The sequence below is a fragment of the Polaromonas sp. P3_B1 genome (genome assembly GCF_056402935.1).
Map to the genome: position 1 here is coordinate 1 of NZ_JBFUGK010000018.1, position 20,230 is coordinate 20,230.

At 64.1% G+C, this 20,230-nt stretch carries 17 protein-coding genes; 13 read left to right on the forward strand and 4 right to left on the reverse strand.

The window, feature by feature from the left end; genetic code table 11:
• The 3 genes from AC1DXS_RS12110 to mdoH form a co-directional block, all read left to right on the forward strand.
• On the forward strand, positions 1-1,026 hold a 1,026-nt coding region (locus AC1DXS_RS12110; protein ID WP_477737738.1), incomplete at its 5' end, for a sigma-54 interaction domain-containing protein.
• A 238-nt stretch (positions 1,027-1,264) separates the two neighbouring features.
• Entirely contained in the window at positions 1,265-2,866 is a 1,602-nt protein-coding gene (locus AC1DXS_RS12115; protein WP_477737739.1) for a glucan biosynthesis protein G, read from the forward strand.
• Complete coding sequence (mdoH, locus tag AC1DXS_RS12120) at positions 2,842-4,842, forward strand: glucans biosynthesis glucosyltransferase MdoH (protein ID WP_477737740.1); 2,001 nt, start codon at positions 2,842-2,844, stop codon at positions 4,840-4,842. The genes AC1DXS_RS12115 and mdoH overlap by 25 nt, the downstream gene beginning before the upstream one ends.
• Before the next feature lie 171 nt (positions 4,843-5,013).
• On the opposite strand, the gene ffh is transcribed toward mdoH, so the two are convergent.
• The gene (gene ffh / locus AC1DXS_RS12125; RefSeq protein ID WP_477737741.1) at positions 5,014-6,372 is read right to left on the reverse strand and encodes a signal recognition particle protein; all 1,359 of its coding nucleotides are present in this window, start codon (positions 6,370-6,372) and stop codon (positions 5,014-5,016) included.
• 100 nt (positions 6,373-6,472) lie between these two features.
• Between ffh and AC1DXS_RS12130 the strand changes: the two genes are divergently transcribed.
• From AC1DXS_RS12130 to AC1DXS_RS12175, 10 genes are all read left to right on the forward strand, one after another.
• Complete coding sequence (locus tag AC1DXS_RS12130) at positions 6,473-7,273, forward strand: cytochrome C assembly family protein (protein ID WP_477737742.1); 801 nt, start codon at positions 6,473-6,475, stop codon at positions 7,271-7,273.
• Positions 7,270-7,509, forward strand: a complete 240-nt coding sequence (locus tag AC1DXS_RS12135) for a PP0621 family protein (protein WP_477737743.1) — start codon at positions 7,270-7,272, stop codon at positions 7,507-7,509. The genes AC1DXS_RS12130 and AC1DXS_RS12135 overlap by 4 nt, the downstream gene beginning before the upstream one ends.
• The gene (locus tag AC1DXS_RS12140) at positions 7,510-9,228 is read left to right on the forward strand and encodes a two-component system sensor histidine kinase NtrB (protein WP_477737744.1); all 1,719 of its coding nucleotides are present in this window, start codon (positions 7,510-7,512) and stop codon (positions 9,226-9,228) included.
• A 5-nt stretch (positions 9,229-9,233) separates the two neighbouring features.
• On the forward strand, positions 9,234-10,691 hold the full coding sequence (locus tag AC1DXS_RS12145) for a sigma-54-dependent transcriptional regulator (RefSeq protein ID WP_477737745.1): 1,458 nt from the start codon (positions 9,234-9,236) through the stop codon (positions 10,689-10,691).
• The gene (gene ampD, locus AC1DXS_RS12150; RefSeq protein ID WP_477737746.1) at positions 10,660-11,286 is read left to right on the forward strand and encodes a 1,6-anhydro-N-acetylmuramyl-L-alanine amidase AmpD; all 627 of its coding nucleotides are present in this window, start codon (positions 10,660-10,662) and stop codon (positions 11,284-11,286) included. Before AC1DXS_RS12145 ends, ampD begins: the two co-directional genes overlap by 32 nt.
• Before the next feature lie 439 nt (positions 11,287-11,725).
• On the forward strand, positions 11,726-14,635 hold the full coding sequence (locus AC1DXS_RS12155) for a ribonucleoside-diphosphate reductase subunit alpha (protein ID WP_477737747.1): 2,910 nt from the start codon (positions 11,726-11,728) through the stop codon (positions 14,633-14,635).
• Positions 14,636-14,768: 133 nt separating this feature from the next.
• Complete coding sequence (locus tag AC1DXS_RS12160) at positions 14,769-15,995, forward strand: ribonucleotide-diphosphate reductase subunit beta (RefSeq protein ID WP_477737748.1); 1,227 nt, start codon at positions 14,769-14,771, stop codon at positions 15,993-15,995.
• A 34-nt stretch (positions 15,996-16,029) separates the two neighbouring features.
• Positions 16,030-16,164 (forward strand): hypothetical protein, encoded by a 135-nt coding sequence (locus tag AC1DXS_RS12165; protein WP_436156450.1) that lies wholly within the window; start codon positions 16,030-16,032, stop codon positions 16,162-16,164.
• A gap of 14 nt (positions 16,165-16,178) precedes the next feature.
• Positions 16,179-16,652 (forward strand): histone H1-like DNA-binding protein, encoded by a 474-nt coding sequence (locus tag AC1DXS_RS12170; protein ID WP_036837576.1) that lies wholly within the window; start codon positions 16,179-16,181, stop codon positions 16,650-16,652.
• A 93-nt stretch (positions 16,653-16,745) separates the two neighbouring features.
• A complete protein-coding gene (locus tag AC1DXS_RS12175) occupies positions 16,746-17,105 on the forward strand; it encodes a DUF167 domain-containing protein (protein ID WP_477737749.1) in 360 nt (119 codons plus the stop codon).
• A gap of 10 nt (positions 17,106-17,115) precedes the next feature.
• Here the strand turns inward: AC1DXS_RS12175 and AC1DXS_RS12180 are convergent, their stop codons facing one another.
• From AC1DXS_RS12180 to prmA, 3 genes are all read right to left on the reverse strand, one after another.
• Positions 17,116-18,018, reverse strand: coding sequence for a carbohydrate kinase family protein (locus AC1DXS_RS12180; RefSeq protein WP_477737750.1), 903 nt, complete (start codon positions 18,016-18,018; stop codon positions 17,116-17,118).
• A 28-nt stretch (positions 18,019-18,046) separates the two neighbouring features.
• A complete protein-coding gene (locus AC1DXS_RS12185; RefSeq protein WP_477737751.1) occupies positions 18,047-19,171 on the reverse strand; it encodes a DUF3426 domain-containing protein in 1,125 nt (374 codons plus the stop codon).
• A gap of 73 nt (positions 19,172-19,244) precedes the next feature.
• The gene (gene prmA / locus AC1DXS_RS12190) at positions 19,245-20,129 is read right to left on the reverse strand and encodes a 50S ribosomal protein L11 methyltransferase (RefSeq protein WP_477737752.1); all 885 of its coding nucleotides are present in this window, start codon (positions 20,127-20,129) and stop codon (positions 19,245-19,247) included.
• Between the last annotated feature and the right edge of the window lie 101 nt (positions 20,130-20,230).

Genomic DNA, 20,230 nt, shown 5'->3' on the forward strand with positions numbered 1-20,230 from the left:
CAAGATCGCCCAGGCCCCAAGATCGCCCAGGCCCTGGCCCTGAGCGCCCCCGCCAGCCCCGCCAAGCGCGGCAGCCCCGAAGCCTGGCAGAACCAGATCATCAGCCGCTCCAGCCGCATGGCCGAGGCGCTGGCCGAGGCGCGCATGGTGGCCCAGTCCGATGCCAGCGTGCTGCTGCGCGGCGAGAGCGGCACCGGCAAGGAACTGCTGGCCCAGGCCATCCACCAGGCCGGCCCGCGCGCCGGCAAGCCTTTTGTCGCGGTGAACTGCGGCGCCATCCCCGAGGCTCTGCTCGAGTCCGAGCTGTTCGGGCACGTCAAGGGCGCCTTCACCGACGCGGTGGCCAACCACAAAGGGCTGTTCCAGGCGGCCGACGGCGGCACGCTGCTGCTCGACGAGATCGGTGACATGCCGCCCGCCCTGCAGATCAAGCTGCTGCGCGTGCTGCAGGAGCGCGTGGTGCGGCCGCTGGGCTCCAGCCAGTCGATTCCCGTGGATGTGCGCATCATCTCGGCCACCCACCGCGACCTGGACGCCGCCATGGCCGAGGGCCAGTTCCGCGCCGACCTCTATTACCGCCTCAACGTGGTCACGCTGACCCTGCCGCCGCTGTCGGAGCGCCGCGAGGACATTCCCCTGCTGGCCAACCACTTCCTGCTGAAACTGGCCGCCAAGTACGACAAGCGCCTCAGCGGCTTCGCCCCCGAGGCCCTCAAGGCCCTCAGCACCGCCGCCTGGCCCGGCAACGTGCGGCAGCTCTACAACGTGGTGGAGCAGGTCTGCGCGCTGTCGACCACGCCGCTGGTGCCGCTGGCCCTGGTGCAGCGCGCGCTGCGTTCGCCCAGCGTGCAGGTGCTGACCTTTGCCGAAGCCAAACAGCATTTCGAACGCGACTACCTGGTGGGCCTGCTCAAATTGACGGACGGCAACGTGGCCGACGCGGCACGCCTGGCGGACCGCAACCGCACCGAGTTTTATCGCCTGATGCAAAAACACGGCCTCACGCCAGGCCACTTCAAGGCTTAAGCCCGGGAAACTTGTCGCTCTTCGGCTGCGTGCCGTCGCCAGCCAGCGACAGGCATAAGGCCTTGATTTAAAACGATTTAATGAAGCATCCGCAGATGCCTGTCGCCGATTGGCGACAAAAACAGCGATTTCTGGCGCTCCTGCGGCGCATTACATTTTGTTAAGTCAAGTATCACGTCCAAGCTGTTGATTTAAAACAGTTTTTTCAAGCTGGCACAGGGTTTGCCCTAGTCATGGCATGCCAGCTTTTTTTCTGCCTTTTTTTGATGCCTCCCGGGGCCTCAAGCGAAGCGCCCATTTTCTGGCGCGGGCTCAAACTGCGGCCTGCGCAAGCCTGGCGGTACTGACGCTGGCAGCCGGCCAGGCGCAGGCCTTCAACCTTGACGACGTGGCCGCCATGGCGCGCCAGCGCTCGCAAGCGCCCTGGCGCGAAGCCTCCCACGCCGTGCCCGTCGAACTCGCCAAAATGGCCTACGACGACTACCGGGACATCCGTTTCAACGCCGCCAGCACGCTCTGGCGCGCCGACAAACTGCCTTACGAAGCCAACTTTTTCCACGTCGGCCGGCACGGCGATTCGGTCCGCATTCACGAAATCACGACAGCGGGTGTGAAGCCCCTGCCCTACGACCCGGCGGCGTTCAATTTCGGCAAAAACAAATTGTCACCCGAGACCTGGGGCGACCTGGGCCACGGCGGCGTGCGTTTTTTCAGCAACCTCAATTCGCCCACCTACAAGGACGAGCTGGTGGTTTTCACCGGCGCCACGTATTTCCGCGCCCTGGGCTCGGGCCAGCGCTACGGGCTGTCGGCCCGTGGCCTGGCCGTGGACACAGCGGGCGGCGGCAAGGAAGAGTTTCCGCGCTTCACCGATTTCTGGCTCGAAAAACCCGCAGGCGACGCGAAGCAACTGACGGTCTACGCGCTGATGGATTCCGAGCGCATGACGGGCGCCTACCGCTTCGACATCACGCCCGGCGACCAGACCACCACCAAGGTACAGGCGCGCATTTTCATGCGCCCGGCCGCCACCAGCGGCAACAGCGCGCCGGTGGCCGCTCTGGGCATCGCGCCGCTGACCAGCATGTTCTTCTTCGGTGAAAACCAGCCCAGGCCCGGCGACTTCCGGCCGGAGGTACACGATTCCGACGGGCTGATGATCGCCACCGGCGACGGCGAATGGCTGTGGCGGCCGCTGCAGAACCCCTCATCCACGCTGGTGACGTCCTTCGCCATGAAGTCGCTCAAAGGCTTCGGCCTGATGCAGCGCGACCGCGCCTTTGCCAACTATGAAGACACCGAAGCGCGCTATGAGCTGCGGCCAAGCGCCTGGGTCACGCCGGTCGGGGACTGGGGCCCGGGCCGCGTCGAACTGCTGCAATTTGCCACGCCTGACGAGACGCACGACAACGTCGCGGCCTACTGGGTGCCCGAAAAAATGCCGGCGCCCGGCGAGTCGCTGGACATCGCCTGGGAGATCAACTGGCAGGGCAAGAACCAGCAACTCCCGCCCAACGGCTGGGTGAAGCAGACACGCCGCGGCTTCGGATTCTCCAAATCCGGAACCGACATGAAAGGCCAGATCCAGTACGTCGTCGACTTTGCCGGTCCGGCGCTTGACGCGCTTCCCGAGGACGCCAAGGTCGAGGCGATCTCCAGCACCAATGCCAACGGCCGCGTGCTCGAAAGCCTCGCCTACAAAAACCCCGTCACCGGCGCATGGCGCATGACGCTGCGCGTACAGCAACTGAACCCGGCCCAGCCCGTCGAGCTGCGCGCCTTCCTCAAACACGACAACCACACCGTAAGCGAAACATGGACCAACCTGATCACACCCTGACCGCCGCCGCCGCGCGCAGCCCCCTGCGTGAGGAACGTCATCCGAATTCGGTCACGGCCCCGCCGCTGAACCGGGGCTCCATGGTGCCCCGCCCCTGGCGCGGCTTCTGGAACAGCATGGCGACCGCGTTGTTGCTGCCGCTGGTGTCGATATTCAAGGCCGGCGACCCGGCGGCTTTGCGCCCGCTGCCCGCCGCCCGGCCGGAGCCCTGGCAGCGCGCCGCCCGGCGCCGCCGCGCGGTGTTCCTGCTGCTCACGCTGGTCAGCACGGTGCTCGCCACCAGCATCTTTGCCGACATGCAGCCCGACTACGACAACGCCTGGCTGCAGTACGGCCAGATCAGCCTGTTCGCGCTGCTGTCGGCCTGGGTGGTGACCGGCTTCATGACCGCGATGATGGGCTTTTACGTCACCCTCTTCGGCGACAAGCACGCGCTGTCGGCCAAAAAAGTCCAGCACGTTCCGCTGGACGCCACCACGCGCACCGCCATCATCATGCCGATCTGCAACGAGGACGTGCGCACCGTGTTCGCCGGCCTTCGCGCGACCTGCGAATCCGTCGCGATGACCGGCCACGTGCAAAGCTTCGACGTGTTCGTGCTGTCCGACAGCAACAACCCGGCCATCATCAAGGCCGAACGCGCCGCGTGGGAAGACCTGCGCGCCCAGCTGGCCGGCCACCCGGACCAACCGCAGATCGAGGTGTATTACCGCCTGCGCAAACGCCGCACCGACCGCAAGGCCGGCAATGTGGCCGACTTCTGCCGCCGATGGGGCAATGACTACCGCTATATGGTGGTGCTGGACGCCGACAGCGTGATGAGCGGCGACTGCCTGGTCTCCATGGTCAAGCTGATGGAAGCCAACCCCAAGGCCGGCATCATCCAGACCGCCACCCAGGCCATAGGCCATGTGACCCTGCATGCGCGCGCGCAGCAGTTCGCCTCGCGCGTGACGGGGCGCCTGTTCACGCTGGGCATGCAGTTCTGGCAGATGGGCGAGTCCCACTACTGGGGCCACAACGCCATCATCCGCATCGAACCCTTCATGAAACATTGCGCACTGGCCCACATCCAGGGCACGGGCGGCATGGCCGRCAGCATCATGTCGCACGACTTTGTCGAAGCCGCGCTGATGCGACGCGCCGGCTACCACGTCTGGCTGGTGGGCGACCTGGTCGGCAGCTACGAGCAGCAGCCGCCCGACCTCCTGGCCGAACTGCAGCGCGACCGCCGCTGGTGCCAGGGCAACCTTCAGAACTCGCGCCTGATCGCCGAGCCCGGCATACACCCGGTGCACCGCTCCATGTTCGGCACCGGCGCCATGGCCTACCTGTCGGCGCCGCTGTGGCTGTGCTTCCTGACCCTGGGCACCGCACTGTGGCTGTCGGGCTCGCCCATGATCGCCGACTGGACGCTGTTGCCGGGCGAGCTGATGTCGCTGTGGGCCTGGACGCTGTGCATGCTCTTCCTGCCGCRCATCCTGGGCATCGCCGCCGTGCTGATCAACCGCCAGCAGCAGTCCTACGGCGGCACCGCCAGCCTGCTGCGCAGCGCGCTGCTGGAAACCCTGATCGCCCTGCTGCAGGCCCCCATCCGCATGCTGGCGCACTCGCTGTTCGTGGTGGTGGCGCTGACCGGCCTCAAGCTCGAATGGAAGTCGCCCCCGCGCGAAGCGGCCGCCGTGCCCTGGCGCCACGCACTGGCGCAACTGGCGCCCATGTCCGGCGTGATCGCGCTGCTGGCGGTCGGCATCGCCGTGATCGATGCGCGCGCGCTGGTCTGGCTGATCCCGGTGGGCCTGCCGTTGCTGCTGTCCATCCCGATGACGGTGCTCACCAGCAAGGTCGGCGTGGGCACGGCCCTGCGCGCGCAAAACTACCTGCTGATTCCGGAAGAGACCCGCTCTCCCGCGGTGCTGCGCCGCGCCTGGCTGCATGCCAGCCGGCTGGCCCAGCCGCAGTTGAAGGCGGCCTGAAGCCCTGAACAACCCAAGAAAAAAAGCCGCTTGAAGCGGCTTTTTTTCTTGGGGGCAAATGGGCCTCCGATTCCATTTCTACTTCAATGCGAGAGTAGGCGCGTCGCCGCAGACAGTGCTACAGCACGGCAAGGCGGCGCAACGACCTATCGCGTTGAAGTAGGAATGGAATCAGAATTTGGGCATGCCTTTCATGCCACCCATGCGCTTCATCATCTTCATCATGCCGCTGCCCTTCATCTTCTTCATCATGCCTTGCATCTGCTCGAACTCGTTGAGCAGCCGGTTGACTTCCTGAACATGCACGCCCGACCCTGCGGCAATGCGGCGCTTGCGCGTGGCCTTGATGAGCTCGGGCTTGCGGCGCTCCAGCGGCGTCATGCTCTGGATGATGCCTTCCTTTCGCTTGATGTCTCTCTCGGCCTTGTCCATGTCGACCTGGCCGGCCTTGGCGGTCATCTGCGCCGGCAGCTTGTCCAGCAGGCTTGAGAGGCCGCCCATGTTCTTCATCTGCTGCAGCTGGCCCAGGAAGTCATTGAGGTCAAAGCCGTCACCCGACTTGATCTTGGCGGCCAGCTTTTGCGCCGCGGCCACATCGACGCCAGCGGCGACCTGCTCGACCAGTGCGACGATGTCACCCATGCCCAGGATACGTCCCGCATGGCGCTCGGCGTCGAACACTTCCAGGCCGTCGATTTTTTCGCTGGTGCCGGAAAACTTGATGGGCGCGCCGGTGATCTGCCGCACGCTGAGCGCCGCGCCGCCGCGCGAATCGCCGTCGGTCTTGGTCAGGATGATGCCGGTCAGCGGCAGCGCCTCCTTGAAGGCCTTGGCGGTGTTGACCGCGTCCTGGCCCTGCATGGCATCGACGACGAACAGGGTCTCGACCGGGTTCAGGATGGCATGCAGTTCCTTGATCTCGGCCATCAGGGCTTCGTCAATGGCCAGCCGGCCGGCGGTATCGACCAGCAGCACGTCAAAGAAGTGCCTGCGGGCGTAGTCGATGGCGGCGCGGGCAATGTCGGCAGGCTTCTGGTCGGGCGTGCTGGGAAACCATTCGGCGCCGGCCTGTTTGGTGACCGTCTTGAGCTGCTCGATGGCGGCCGGTCGGTAAACGTCCCCCGAGACCGTCAGCACTTTTTTCTTGCGCTTTTCGATCAGGTGCTTGGCCAGCTTGGCCGTGGTGGTCGTTTTACCGGCGCCCTGCAGACCGGCCATGAGGATGACCGCCGGCGGCTGCGCCGCCAGATTGATGTCGCTCACGCCCTCGCCCATGGTGGCGGCGAGCTCCTTGTTGACGATGCCGACCAGCGCCTGGCCCGGCGAAAGTGAACCCATCACTTCCTGGCCCAGCGCCTTTTCCTTGACCCGGGCGATGAAGTCGCGCACCACGGGCAGGGCCACGTCGGCCTCCAGCAGTGCCATGCGCACCTCGCGCAACATGTCCTGCACATTGGATTCGGTGATGCGGGCCTGGCCTCGCATTTCCTTGACGAGGCGGGATAACTTGTCGGTAAGGGCTGAAGCCATGGGAGGGCGCCACGGGCGTGGGGCAGTTAGGTGGGAAAAGAAAGCCGCGGGAGGGCTGCGGGGGAGACGACCAGCAAAGCAGTAAGGCTAAACTCTAGCCATGATTTTAGCTTTGAGCGACTGGTGGGGTCTTGCCGCGGCAACCGGCGCCGCTGTCGCCTATGCCGTGCTGGCGCTGGCCTCGCCGCGCCTGGGCGCCGGCGCCGTACGCGCGATGCTGCTGGCCGCCTGGCTGCTGCATGCGCTGGCGCTGGCCGACGGCCTGCTGGGCGAGCCGCCCCGCTTCGGTTTTGCGCCCGCGCTGTCCATGACCGTCTGGCTGGTGCTGACCGTTTACGCCATAGAAAGCCGCCTTTTCCCGCAGCTGCAGGCCCATTGGGCCCTGGCGGGCCTGGGCAGCGTGGCGGTGATCCTGACGCTCGTCTTTCCCGGCACCACTTACCACGCCATCGCGTCACCCTGGCTTCCGCTGCACTGGGCCCTGGGCATTGCGTCCTACGGGCTGTTCGCCGCGGCGGTCGTGCATGGCTGGCTCATGACGCGCTCCGAGCGCTCCATCCGGCTGGCCGCGCAAACCGACGCAGGTGTGCCGCTGATGACGCTGGAGCGCCTGACCTTCCGCTTCGTCGAGGCTGGGTTTGTCTTGCTGTCTGCCACGCTGTTCGTCGGCTGGCTGTTTGCCGAAACCCTTTACGGCCCGGGCCTTGCCTGGAAGTGGAACCACAAAACGGTGTTTTCCGTCCTGGCCTGGCTGACCTTTGCGGGCCTGCTGATCGGCCGCGCGCGCCTGGGCTGGCGGGGCCGCAAGGCGGTCCATGTGCTGTACCTGGGTTCCGGGCTTCTGCTGCTGGGTTATGCCGGTTCGCGCTTTGTGCTTGAAGTCATCCTGAGGCGAGCATGAAATACCTGCTGGTCATGGCCCTGGTGCTGGTGGTGTTCTGGATCTGGCGGCACAACCGGGAGGCGGAAAGACGCGAGACACCGGTGCGCCCRCCGGCCTCTCCCAAAACGGGGGCTGCCGCCACACAAATCGTCGCCTGCAAGGTTTGCGGCGTGCATTTACCCCAATCCGAAGCGCTGATCGGCAATCGCGGCATTTATTGCAGCGATGCGCACCGGCGTGAAGCCCAAGACTAGATGAGCACGCCGTCCCATTGGTTTGAAACAGGCGGCGACCGGAGCTCAGGCAGTTGGGAAATCACGTCCGAGCCCGGCTCCTTCGGCCGCCTCTGGCATGTTTTCATGACGGCGCGTGTCGCCATCGCCGCCGTGCTGGTGATCCTGCAGGCATTCATCTACGTACTGGGCAACATCACCAACCACTGGTCCATCGCGACTTGCATCGCCTATTTGTGCGCAACCCTGGCCGTGCGGCTCTGGTCGCGGCCGCAACCTCCCGGCAGTACTTTTGACGCGCAATGGGTGCTGACCATCGGTGTGGACGTCATCGCCTTTTCGGCGCTCAACGTCCTGCAGTCCAGCGGCATCAATTACACGCCGTTGTTCGCATTGCCGGTGCTGCTGGCCTCCATCCTCGGGCCTATTCTTCTGGCCTTCGGAACAGCTGCCAGCGTAACGCTGCTGCTGCTGGCGGACGCCTGGTGGAACTCGCTGCAGGGGCTGGGCGATTCCAACGCCCGCTTCCTGCAGGCGGGCTTGAGCAGTTCCGGTTTCTTCTTCGTTGCGCTGCTCGCCAACAACCTGGCCCTGCGCCTGGCCCGGGAAGAACTGCTGGCCAAACGCGGCCAATCCGCCGCGCGCATGCAGACGCAGGTGAATGAACTGGTGATTGAAGCCCTGGCCGACGGTGTGCTGGTGGTCGACGTCAACGGCATCGTGCGCTCGGCCAACCCGGCTTCGCGGCGACTGCTGGCAGCCGGCGATGCGGTGCGCAGCGCCCCCTTCATCCTGGCAACGGAAGCCGCGTGGCAGCCGCTTGCCGCACTGATGCACCATACCTTCGTGGCGCAATCGCCCCAGGAAGCCGACGTCAGCCTGGACAACGGGGGCGGCCACACCCGGCGGCTGCATGTGCGCACGCGGCTGGCCGCATCGCCGGACGGCACGCATGAGAGTCTTTGCGTCATGTTCCTCGAAGACCTGCGTGAAATGGAAGCGCGTGTCCGGACCGAAAAAATGGCGGCCATGGGCCGCATGTCGGCCGCGGTGGCCCACGAAATCCGCAATCCGCTGGCCGCCATTTCGCAGGCCAACGCCCTGCTTGAGGAGGACCTGCAGGACCCAGGGCACCGCCAGCTTACCGACATGGTCAGGCAAAACGCGCAAAGGCTGGCGCGCATCGTCGATGAAGTATTGAATATTTCGCGTGCCCAGGCGCAACTGCCGTCGCCGCAAACCACCACCCTGCCGCTGGATGACACCGTCCGGAAAATCACGTCCGACTGGGCAGGGCAGACCGCAGCCTCGGGGCGCACGCGCATCGCGCCGGGCTCGGACAACGCCATCGTGGCTTTTGAGCCCGAACATTTGCGGCGCCTGATGATCAACCTGCTGGACAACGCCCTGCGCTACGCCAGCGATTCGGCCGGAGCGATCGAAGTCGCGACCCAGAGCGTGGCGCCGGGGCAGGCGCGCCTGTCCGTATGGAGCGACGGGCAACCGCTGGAGCACACCGTCCAGACCCACCTGTTTGAACCCTTCTTCTCCTCCGAAAGCCGCTCCAGCGGACTGGGCCTTTATATCTGCCGCGAGCTGTGCGAACGCTACGGCGCCATGATCGGCTACCAGCGCGTGCAGCGTGAAGGCACCGACGGCAATGAGTTCTTTGTCATGTTCCAGCCCTCCGCGCAATCGCCCAACACACCCCCACCTTCTTTTGCCACAATGCCCACTTGAGACCCATGAGCATGCAACCCCCCGCCCACCAGCAAGCCCGCATCCTCGTCATCGACGACGAACCGGACCTGTGCACCCTTTATGAGCTGACCCTGCTCAGGGAAGGTTACCGGGTGGAAGCCGCCGGCGATTTGCAGCAGGCCCGCCAGCAGCTCAGTGAAAATCGCTTTGATGCAGTCATCACCGACATGCGCCTGCCCGACGGCCTTGGCCTCGAGCTGCTGCGCGACATGGTGAGCCAGCAGCGCAGCGAGCGCTGCGTGGTGATCACGGCGCATGGCTCCGCCGAAAATGCGGTCGAGGCGCTGAAGGCCGGCGCCTTTGACTACCTCACCAAGCCGGTCGACCTCAAACAGTTCCGCAGCGTCGTGGCATCGGCCGTGCAGGGCGCCAAACATCCGGCGCCGGCCGCGGGCAAAAGCGAGCGCGCCACCTCCGACGCGGCTATCGCGCCATTGGCCTTGCCTCTGCCCGTGGCGGCCGAAGCCCCGTTGATACTCCAGAAGCTGGTCGGTGAATCGGCTGTCATGCGCGCCGTCAAGTCCCGTATCGTCAAGGTGGCCGGCAGCATGGCGCCGGTGCTGATCCAGGGCGAGTCGGGCACCGGCAAGGAATTGGTCGCGCGCGCCGTGCACGGCTGCAGCCACCGCGCAGCGGGCCCGTTTGTGGCCGTCAACTGCAGCGCCATTCCGGAGAACCTCCTGGAAGCGGAATTCTTTGGCGCGCGCAAGGGCGCCTACACCGGCTCGGCGCAAGACCGGCAGGGCTACTTTCAGGCGGCCAAAGGCGGAACCCTGTTTCTCGACGAGATCGGCGACCTGCCGCTGGCCATGCAGTCCAAGCTCCTGCGGGCCATTCAGGAGCGCACCGTGCGGCCGCTGGGCTCCGCCCAGGAAGACCCAGTGGACGTGCGCATCGTCAGCGCCACCCACAAAGACCTCGTGGCCGAGGTCCAGGCGGGCACTTTTCGCCAGGACCTGTATTACCGGCTCAACGTGATCGAAATTCAGGTGCCGGCCCTGCGCGAGCGCCGTGAGGACTTGCCGGCCCTGTGCAAAGCCTTGTTGGCCAGGATCTGCCAGGAGTCCGGCTTTCCCGTGCCCGAGTTGACGGAATCCGTGCTGGAACAATTGCGCGCCCTGCCCTTCAACGGCAACGTCCGCGAACTTGAGAATACCCTGCACCGCGCAGTGGCGCTTGGCGACGGCAGCGAGCTTCATTTCGACACGCCCACCGAAGAGCAGGTCGCCATCCCGGAAAACCTGCAGGACTACCTGGACAGGCAGGAGCGCAGCATCCTCACGAAGGTGCTGCTTGAAAACGGTTTCAACCGCACCGCGGCGGCCGCCAGGCTGGGCCTGAGCCTGCGCCAGATACGCTACCGTATTGCCCGCCTCAACATCGTGACGCCAGGCAACGAAGACCCTGCCGATGGACTTGACGCCGCCGATGATCCGCCCTGAAAGTGAGCGCGAGGGGGCCGGTGCCACGCAACCCTTATGGCGCGATGGCTGGTATCGCTATGCGCGCGCGCTGGCGTCGCCCAATTTCGGCCCGCGGCCCGAGGGTGCGCAGATCGACCTCATCGTCATTCACTCCATCAGCCTGCCGCCCGGCGAATTCGGCAACGGCAACGTGCAGCGCCTCTTCACCAACCAGCTCGATTGGGAAGCCCACGCTTACTTTCAGGGCATACGCGGCCTGCAGGTGTCGTCGCATTTCTTCATTGCCCGCTCCGGCGACCTGTGGCAGTTTGTCGGCTGCGGCAACCGGGCCTGGCACGCTGGGGAATCGAACTACCGTGGGCGCGGCAACTGCAACGACGATTCCATCGGCATTGAACTCGAAGGCCTGGAAGGCGGCGTCTTCGAAGCGCCGCAGTACGACACACTTGCCGGGCTGTGCGCCTCGTTGATCCAGGCCTATCCCATCGCCCACATCGCGGGACACGAGCACATCGCACCCGGCCGCAAACAGGACCCTGGTCCAGGTTTCGACTGGCCCTCGCTGCAAAACTCGCTCGCCTTGCCGGCTAGGTATTTTCCCGAAACCGTTTAAGCGGCATCAGCACAAAACCACACCAGTGTGGTGCGCTTTGCCTGCGGAAATTTCCCGGTATTTTTACCGCGCTAACATGGGCTTGAGCTGGCAGGGCAAACCCTTCGGCAAGGCGCGCCGCAGCGCTGCCTGGCCGTCACAGGCCTGATGGAATCAGGCTTTGCGCGAGACAGACGGCAGGAGTACGAAGGCCTTATCCGAGGGGCCTTCGGCGGAAGGAAAAAAGCCACAAAACGTAACGGTCCATAAACTCGGCGGTACACTACCTGTAGTGGCTTGTATTCCCCCAACACCCTAGGTATAGTGCCTAAGCCCTAATTCAAGATTGATGTAATTCGGGCCCCGGCGGTGAGAAATTGGTTCTTGTTTTTGAACCGCTCCCGCCAGACGGATTGCCCGCAACAACACATCAAGCCAGTCATAAAACAAAGAGGAACTCATGCAAACAGCACAACACGCAGTGCCCGCAACGCCAGCCGTTGCCGCCGGCAATCCGGCAGCCAGCGAACCCAACACCCAGCCCAATCCCCTTGCCCATTACCAGATCATCCGCCGCAACGGCGGTGTGGTGCCGTTCGAGCCCAACAAGATCGCCGTGGCCATGATGAAGGCCTTCCTGGCCGTTCACGGAACGCAGGGCGCGGCCTCGGCCAGCGTGCGCGAAACCGTTGACGGCCTGACCCAGGCGGTCATTCGCGCCCTGATGCGCTCGCGCCCAGGCGGCGGCACCTTTCATATAGAAGACGTGCAGGACCAGGTCGAGCTCGGCCTGATGCGCGGCGGCCACCACGAGATCGCCCGCGCCTATGTGCTGTACCGCGAAAAGCGCACTCAGGAGCGCGCACGCCAGCCGCAAAGCACCGCCCCGGCGGTTCCCCTGATCCACGTGACCGACCGCGGCAACCGCGTCGCGTTGGACGTCGGCAATCTGCAGGCCCTGATTGAAGCGTCTTGCGCCAACCTGGGTGCCGACGTCAAACCCGACCCCATCGTTGCGGAAACCATGCGCAACCTGTACGACGGCGTTCCCATCGACGAGGTCTACAAGGCCTCCATCCTGGCGGCGCGCACGCTGATTGAAAAAGACCCCGACTACACCTACGCCACCGCGCGCCTGCTGATGCACACCATCCGCCGCGAAGTGCTGGGCGAGGAAGTCACTCAGGCCGACATGGCCGTGCGCTATGCCGAATATTTCCCGCAATTCATCGCCAAGGGTGTGCAGAACGAGCTGCTGGACGAGAAGCTGCAGCAGTTCGACCTGGCCCGCCTGGGCGCCGCACTCAAGCCCGAGCGCGACCTGAAGTTTGACTACCTCGGCCTGCAGACCCTTTTTGACCGCTACTTCCTGCACGTGCGCAAGCAGCGCATCGAGTTGCCCCAGGCTTTCTTCATGCGCGTGGCGATGGGCCTGTCGCTCAACGAGATCAACCGCGAAGAGCGCGCCATCGAGTTCTACGAAATCCTCTCGTCCTTTGACTTCATGTCGAGCACGCCGACCCTGTTCAACGCCGGCACCCTGCGCTCCCAGCTGTCGTCCTGCTACCTGACCACGGTCGCCGACGACCTGGGCGGCATCTACGACGCCATCAAGGAAAACGCGCTGCTGTCCAAATTCGCCGGCGGCCTGGGCAATGACTGGACGCCCGTGCGCGCCCTGGGCGCCCACATCAAGGGCACCAACGGCGAATCGCAAGGCGTCGTTCCCTTCCTCAAAGTCGTCAACGACACCGCTGTTGCCGTCAACCAGGGCGGCAAGCGCAAGGGCGCCGTCTGCGCCTACCTGGAAACCTGGCACCTGGATATTGAAGAGTTCCTGGAACTGCGCAAGAACACCGGCGACGACCGCCGCCGCACGCACGACATGAACACCGCCAACTGGATTCCCGACCTCTTCATGCGCCGCGTGATGGAAAAGGGAAGCTGGACCCTGTTCTCGCCGTCCGACACGCCCGACCTGCACGACAAGTTCGGCAAAGACTTCGAGAAAATCTACACCGCCTACGAAGCCAAGGCCGAGCGCGGCGAGATCAAGCCGTCCCGCAAGGTGCAGGCCACCGACATGTGGCGCAAGATGCTGTCCATGCTGTTTGAAACCGGCCATCCCTGGATCACCTTCAAGGACGCCTGCAACGTGCGCTCGCCGCAGCAGCACGCCGGTGTCGTGCACTCGTCCAACCTGTGCACCGAGATCACGCTCAACACCAGCGACACCGAAACCGCCGTCTGCAACCTCGGCTCCGTCAACCTGGTCCAGCACCTGAAGGACGGCGCGGTCGACCACGAGAAGCTCAAGAAGACCATCACCACGGCCATGCGCATGCTGGACAACGTGATCGATATCAACTACTACGCCGTCAAGAAGGCCCGCGACTCCAACATGCGCCACCGCCCGGTGGGCCTGGGCATCATGGGCTTCCAGGACTGCCTGTATGAGCTGCGCGTGCCTTACGCCTCCCAGGAAGCCGTCGAGTTCGCCGACAAGTCCATGGAAGCCGTCTGCTACCACGCCTACTGGGCCTCCACCGAGCTGGCCAGGGAACGCGGCAAGTACGCCACTTACAAGGGCTCGCTCTGGGACAAGGGCGTGCTGCCCCTGGACACGCTGGACATGCTGGCCGAGCAGCGCGGCGGCTATGTCGAAATCGACCGTTCCGCCACGCTGGACTGGGACGCACTGCGCAAAAAGATCGCCAAGGACGGCATGCGCAACTCCAACTGCGTCGCCATCGCCCCGACCGCCACCATCTCCAACATCATCGGCGTGGACGCCTGCATCGAGCCCTGCTTCGGCAACCTCTCGGTCAAGTCCAACCTGTCCGGCGAATTCACCGTCATCAACCACTACCTGGTGCGCGACCTCAAGCGCCTGAACCTGTGGGACGACGTCATGGTGGTGGACCTGAAGCACTTTGACGGATCGCTGCGCCCCATCGACCGCGTGCCCCAGGACGTCAAGGCGCTGTACGCCACGGCGTTTGAAATCGAAACCTCCTGGATCGTCGAAGCGGCGGCGCGCCGCCAGAAGTGGATAGACCAGGCGCAGTCGCTCAATATCTATATGGCGGGCGCCTCGGGCAAGAAGCTGGACGACACCTACAAGCTGGCCTGGCTGCGCGGCCTCAAGACCACTTACTACCTGCGCACCCAGAGCGCGACGCACGCAGAGAAATCGACCGTGACCGCAGGCAAGATGAACTCGGTGTCATCCGGCTCGGCACCCGCGAGCAGCGGCATGAGCGCGCTCGAAGCCGCGGCTGCCGCGGCGCAGGCGCAGATGAATGCGACGCCCGCAACCGACATCAAGTTCTGCGCGATCGATGACCCGGGATGCGAGGCCTGCCAATAAAAAAACACCGGATCGTGCGGCCGGCGCGTCGCACGATTCGATGTATATGAGCAACACAATTTTGTAGCGATGTGAATGAACACTTTTCATTTTGTATCGCTGCTTTCATAATCCCACAGTATTGGAAACCTCTATGTTGACCTGGGACGAAGAAGTCAAACCATCGTTGCAAACACCTCAGAACAGCGGCTCTCCCGAAAGCCGCTCGATGGAACTTCCGCCTCTTTCTTTTAACGCCGCCGAGCAACCCCAGGCGCAAGTGCGCATGCTCAACGACGGCGCCTTTGCACCTGCGCAAACTGCGGCCCCTTCGGCGCCTGTCTCCGCCGAACCCGCCAAGGCGCAGCGCGTCAAAGCCTCCGACAAGCGCATCATCAACGGCCAGACCGACGTCAACCAGCTGGTGCCCTTCAAATACAAATGGGCCTGGGAAAAATACCTTGCCACCTGTGCCAACCACTGGATGCCGCAGGAAGTGAACATGACGCGCGACATCGCGCTCTGGAAAGACCCGAACGGCCTGACCGAAGACGAACGCCGCCTGGTCAAGCGCAACCTGGGTTTCTTCGTGACCGCCGACTCGCTGGCCGCCAACAACATCGTGCTGGGCACCTACCGCCACATCACGGCGCCCGAGTGCCGCCAGTTCCTGCTGCGCCAGGCTTTCGAGGAAGCCATCCACACCCATGCCTACCAGTACATCACTGAATCGCTGGGCCTGGACGAAGCCGAAATATTCAACGCCTACAACGAAGTCCAGTCCATCAAGGACAAGGACCAGTTCCTGATCCCGTTCATTGAAGCCATCTCCAACCCGCACTTCAAGACCGGCACGCCTGAAGCCGACCAGACCCTGCTCAAGTCGCTGATCGTGTTCGCCTGCCTGATGGAAGGCCTGTTCTTTTATGTCGGCTTCACGCAGATTCTTGCCCTGGGCCGCCAGAACAAGATGACCGGCGCCGCTGAGCAGTACCAGTACATCCTGCGCGACGAGTCCATGCACTGCAACTTCGGCATCGACCTGATCAACCAGCTCAAGCTGGAGAACCCTCACCTCTGGACCGCGGAGTTCAAGGCAGAGATCAAGGCCCTGTTCCTGAAAGCCGTCGAACTGGAGTACCGCTACGCCGAAGACACCATGCCGCGCGGCGTGCTCGGCCTGAACGCCTCCATGTTCAAAGGCTACCTCCGCTATATTGCCAATCGCCGCGCCACGCAGATCGGACTTGAAACTCTCTTCCCCAACGAGGAGAATCCATTCCCGTGGATGAGCGAAATGATCGACCTGAAAAAAGAGCGCAACTTCTTTGAAACCCGCGTGATCGAGTACCAGTCCGGTGGTGCCCTGTCCTGGGATTGATTGAAAACGCCCAACAATGATTTCTAGAATTGCAATGACCAACGACAGCACCGCAGAGTGCGCGCTGGGCTTTGCTCCTGTGTTCGCGGCGCTGGGACCGGTTTATCCGGGGCCCAACGCCGTGAATCGCTTTACGTACTCCAACCGTGAAGTGCTCTTTGCAACGTGATCAAGGAGAAAACTATGGCAACTGCGAAAAAAACTGCGGCTAAAAAAGCTGCTCCGAAGAAGGCTCCTGCTAAAAAGGCAGCAGCTAAGAAGGCTCCTGCTAAAAAAGTAGCAGCGAAAAAAGCTCCGGCTAAAAAAGCTCCAGCGAAAAAAGTAGCGGCCAAGAAGCCAGCTGCGAAAAAATCGCCAGCGAAAAAGCCAGCAGCCAAGAAGGTAGCGGCCAAGAAGCCAGCAGCGAAAAAAGCTGCAGCCAAAAAGCCAGCAGCCAAGAAGGCCGCGAAAAAGGTAGCGAAGAAACCAGCGGCCAAGAAAGCCGCTGCGAAAAAGCCTGCCGCCAAGAAAGCAGCGAAAAAGCCCGCTGCGAAGAAAGCCGCGAAAAAACCTGCTGCCAAAGCTGCGAAAGCACCTGCTGCAGCGGCTGCCCCTGCGGCTCAGACTACTCTGAACCCGCAAGCTGCCTGGCCGTTTCCGACCGCCAGCAAGCCGTAAGCAGTAAGGTAATTCTGCTTAGAGCCCGATATCGAAAGATGTCGGGCTTTTTTCATGCCCGCCGCCCTCTCGCCTCCCCTTCCCACAACCGCAATGGTCCCACCCACACAACCGCCTGAGCTGGCTTTTCTGCGCATGGAAAAGAACGGGGATGTGCTGATCGACGTGCACGTGGTGCCGAATGCCGCCAGGACCCAGGCCGTTGGCCTGCACGGTGAATCCGGCCGGCAGGCGCTGCGCTTGCGGCTGCAGGCGCCGCCCGTGGATGGCAAGGCCAACCAGGCCCTGGTGAAATGGCTGGTCGGCTGCCTGCGGGTCCCGCAACAAGCGGTCCAGCTGGCGCGTGGCGAGACCTYCAGGCGCAAGCAGCTGCGTGTGAGTGCCGCGGCGGCCGGCCAAGCCGCGTGGGACGAACTCGCGAAAGCGGTGGACGAGGAGGATCCAGCCGCTTGAGAGACGTACGTTAAGCCGCGATCTGCTCGGCCGACAAGCTGTAGTTCTGGCCGCCGCGGGTCGCGATCTTGAGCGCGCCCACCCGGTTGCCCAATGCGGCGCACCGCGCCAGAGACCAACCCTGCTCCAGGCCGAACAACAATGCCCCGCGGAAAGCGTCACCGCAGCCGGTCGGGTCCACCACGGCCTCGGCCTTCACGGGTGGCACCAGTGTTTTTTCACCGTCAATCCAGACTTCGCAGCCCTCGGCGCCCAGCGTCACCACCAGGCCCTGCACACGCCGCGACAATTCGGCGCACGACAAGCCGGTGCGGTCGCTGAGCATTTTGGCCTCGTAATCGTTGACGGTCACCCAGGTGGCCAGCTCAACGAAATGCGAGAGTTCCTTGCCGTCGAACATGGGCAGACCCTGGCCCGGGTCAAACACGAAAGGGATATCGGCCGCCTTGAACTGCTCGGCGTGCTGCAGCATGGCATCCCGTCCGTCAGGCGAGATGATGCCCAGCTTGATGTCATCGCGCGCCGCGATACGGGTCACATGGGCCTGCATCATCGCGCCGGGGTGAAATGCGGTGATCTGGTTGTTGTCGCGGTCGGTCATGATCATGGCCTGCGCGGTGTAGGTATCACCGACCTGGCGCACGAACTCGGTGCTGATGCCCAGGGTTTTCATGCGCTCCACATACTCGGCGCCATCACTGCCGACCGTGGCCATGGGCAGCGCCGTGCCGCCCAGCTGCCGCAGGCTGTAGGCGATGTTGCCGGCGCAGCCGCCGAATTCGCGCCGCAATGCCGGCACCAGGAAAGAGACATTGAGGATGTGCAACTGGTCGGGGAGTATCTGCTCGGAGAAACGCCCCTCGAAGCTCATGATGGTGTCAAACGCCAGGGAACCACAGATAACAGCAGACATTGATTTTTCTCGTTTCAGTCAGGGATAGTCAGGGATAAAAAGCCAGGACACGGTAGCCCGCCACCCGCAACGGTGATGGTGCGGGAGAAGAGGAGGACGAGGTGGCGGAGGCGGAAGGGGGCGAAGCGGCAGCCACCTCACCTGAGACCTTCATGATCACCAGGCCCGCCAGTTCGGACTGGGCCGCCAGGGTCGCGCCCTTGGCGCCGAACTGCGCCGGTGACAGGATGCGGCGCACCACGGCCTGGTCCTGGGTGTCGGTCAGGGTCACTTCCAGCGAAGGCATTTCCAGGGTCGCCACGCCGGTGTTCTTGAGGGTGAAGCTCAGGCGGTAAACGTCGGGGGCGACCCGATTGAAAGTGGAGCTGTCTATCACCAGGGCCTCGATATGGCGGGGCGGACGAATCTCGCAGTGCAACGGGCCGCACAATGCCTGCAGCGGCGAAAGCAGCCGCGGCTCCAGCGCGGCCAGCATGTCCCGTTGCTGGACAGCCCACTGCGCCACCAACGTGGCCAGCAGCAAAAGAGACAGCAGGAGCAGCGTCAAACGCGTCAGTGGCTTTCGCCAGAAGGCTTTGCGTCGCGCCTCCCGCACAAAGGACACGTCGTGCTGCACTGCCTGCCCCGGCATGCCGGAGTCGACGTCTGAATAGGCAAAGCTGGAATCGTCCTCAATGGCTTGGCTCACCATGGCCGGCTGGCGCGGCAGCGGCGCTTCTGGCAGAGGTTCGGCGGGCAGCTCGAGCGGATCGTGTTGGCGCTCCTGCTGCGCCCGCTTCCAGCGCGCGGGATCAAAATCGGCGGCGCTGTCCTGGGCCTCCTCCCAGCCGGGGCTGGATGGCCGCAGCGGCGCCCTGTCGGCAAACGAGCGCGCCGGCGCCCACTCCTGTCGAGCCGGCTCCACCGGCGGGTCCGCCATGGGCAGGCTTTGCGGCTCGGTGGGGCGGTCAAACTCCGGGGGGGGCTCAGGCGCGGGCGCCAGCGTGGCCGTAGGCGCGCTGAGCGAAGACATGTCGCGTGGCAGCAGATGGGCAGATGCGTCGAACACTTCAGCGCAATGCCCGCATCGCACCCAGCCTTGTGAGACTTTGAGTTGGTCGGTCACGACTTTGAACATCGTGCCGCAGGCGGGGCAGCGCGTAATCAGGCTCATTTAGCGCTGTATTGTAGGGGCCGCGCCCCCGTTGAAGGCCTGTAAGCCGCCGTGCGCGGCATAAGGGGCCGGCCTAGAAGCTGGCGGTCATCAGGACCCAGCCTTCTTGCGCATCATGCACCTTGAGCTGGCAATAGGGGGCGTAGGCTTGCGTGAGCTCTTCAGCCTGGCGCTCCAGGATACCGGCAAGCACCAGGTTACCGCCCTTCTCGACATGGGCGCAGAGCAGGGGCGCCAGCACCTTGAGCGGCGTGGCCAGGATGTTGGCCAGCACGGTGCGGTACTGCCCGGACGCTTTTTCGGGCAGGCCGGCGTTGAGCACCACATGGTTGGCTTCGGCGTTGGCAAGCGTCGACTCCACGGCAGCCTGGTCGATGTCGACAGCGTCAATGTCGGCCGCGCCGAACTTCGCAGCTCCAATGGCGAGAATGCCCGAGCCGCAACCGTAGTCCAGCACGCGGCCGAAGTCTTTACCCGCCCGGCCGGCTATCCAGCGAAGGCACATGCGTGTGGTGGGGTGCGTGCCGGTGCCAAAAGCCAGGCCCGGATCCAGGCGGATGACCTGCCTGGCCTCGGCCGGCGGTTCGTGCCAGGTCGGCACGATCCAGAATTCGGGCGTGATGTCCACCGGCGAGAACTGCGACTGGGTCAGACGCACCCAGTCCTGCTCGGGCACAGGCTGGATGGCAACCACCCGGCAGCCCGCGAAAAAATCCTGCGCCGCGAGCACAGCGGCTGCGTCGCGCGCCAGGGCTTCGGTGGCAAACAGCGAAACCACGCGTGAGCGCTCCCAACCCGCCTTGGGCGGCGGCATGCCGGGCTCGCCGAACAGGGCCTGCTCAGCCGGCGTCTGCGCATCGGCGTCCTCCACCGACACGCTGAGCGCATCCAGCGCATCCAGCGCCTCGCTCAGGATCTCGACCTCGTCGACGGGGGCCAGCAGGATCAGTTCAAACATGGTTTAGGCACGCTGGTTGATTTAGACAATGGCAATCCCCTGCCAGCATGAGCCGCGGAACCGGCTTTGCCGGGCCGCAGGGCGGGCGGCCCCCCCGGGGA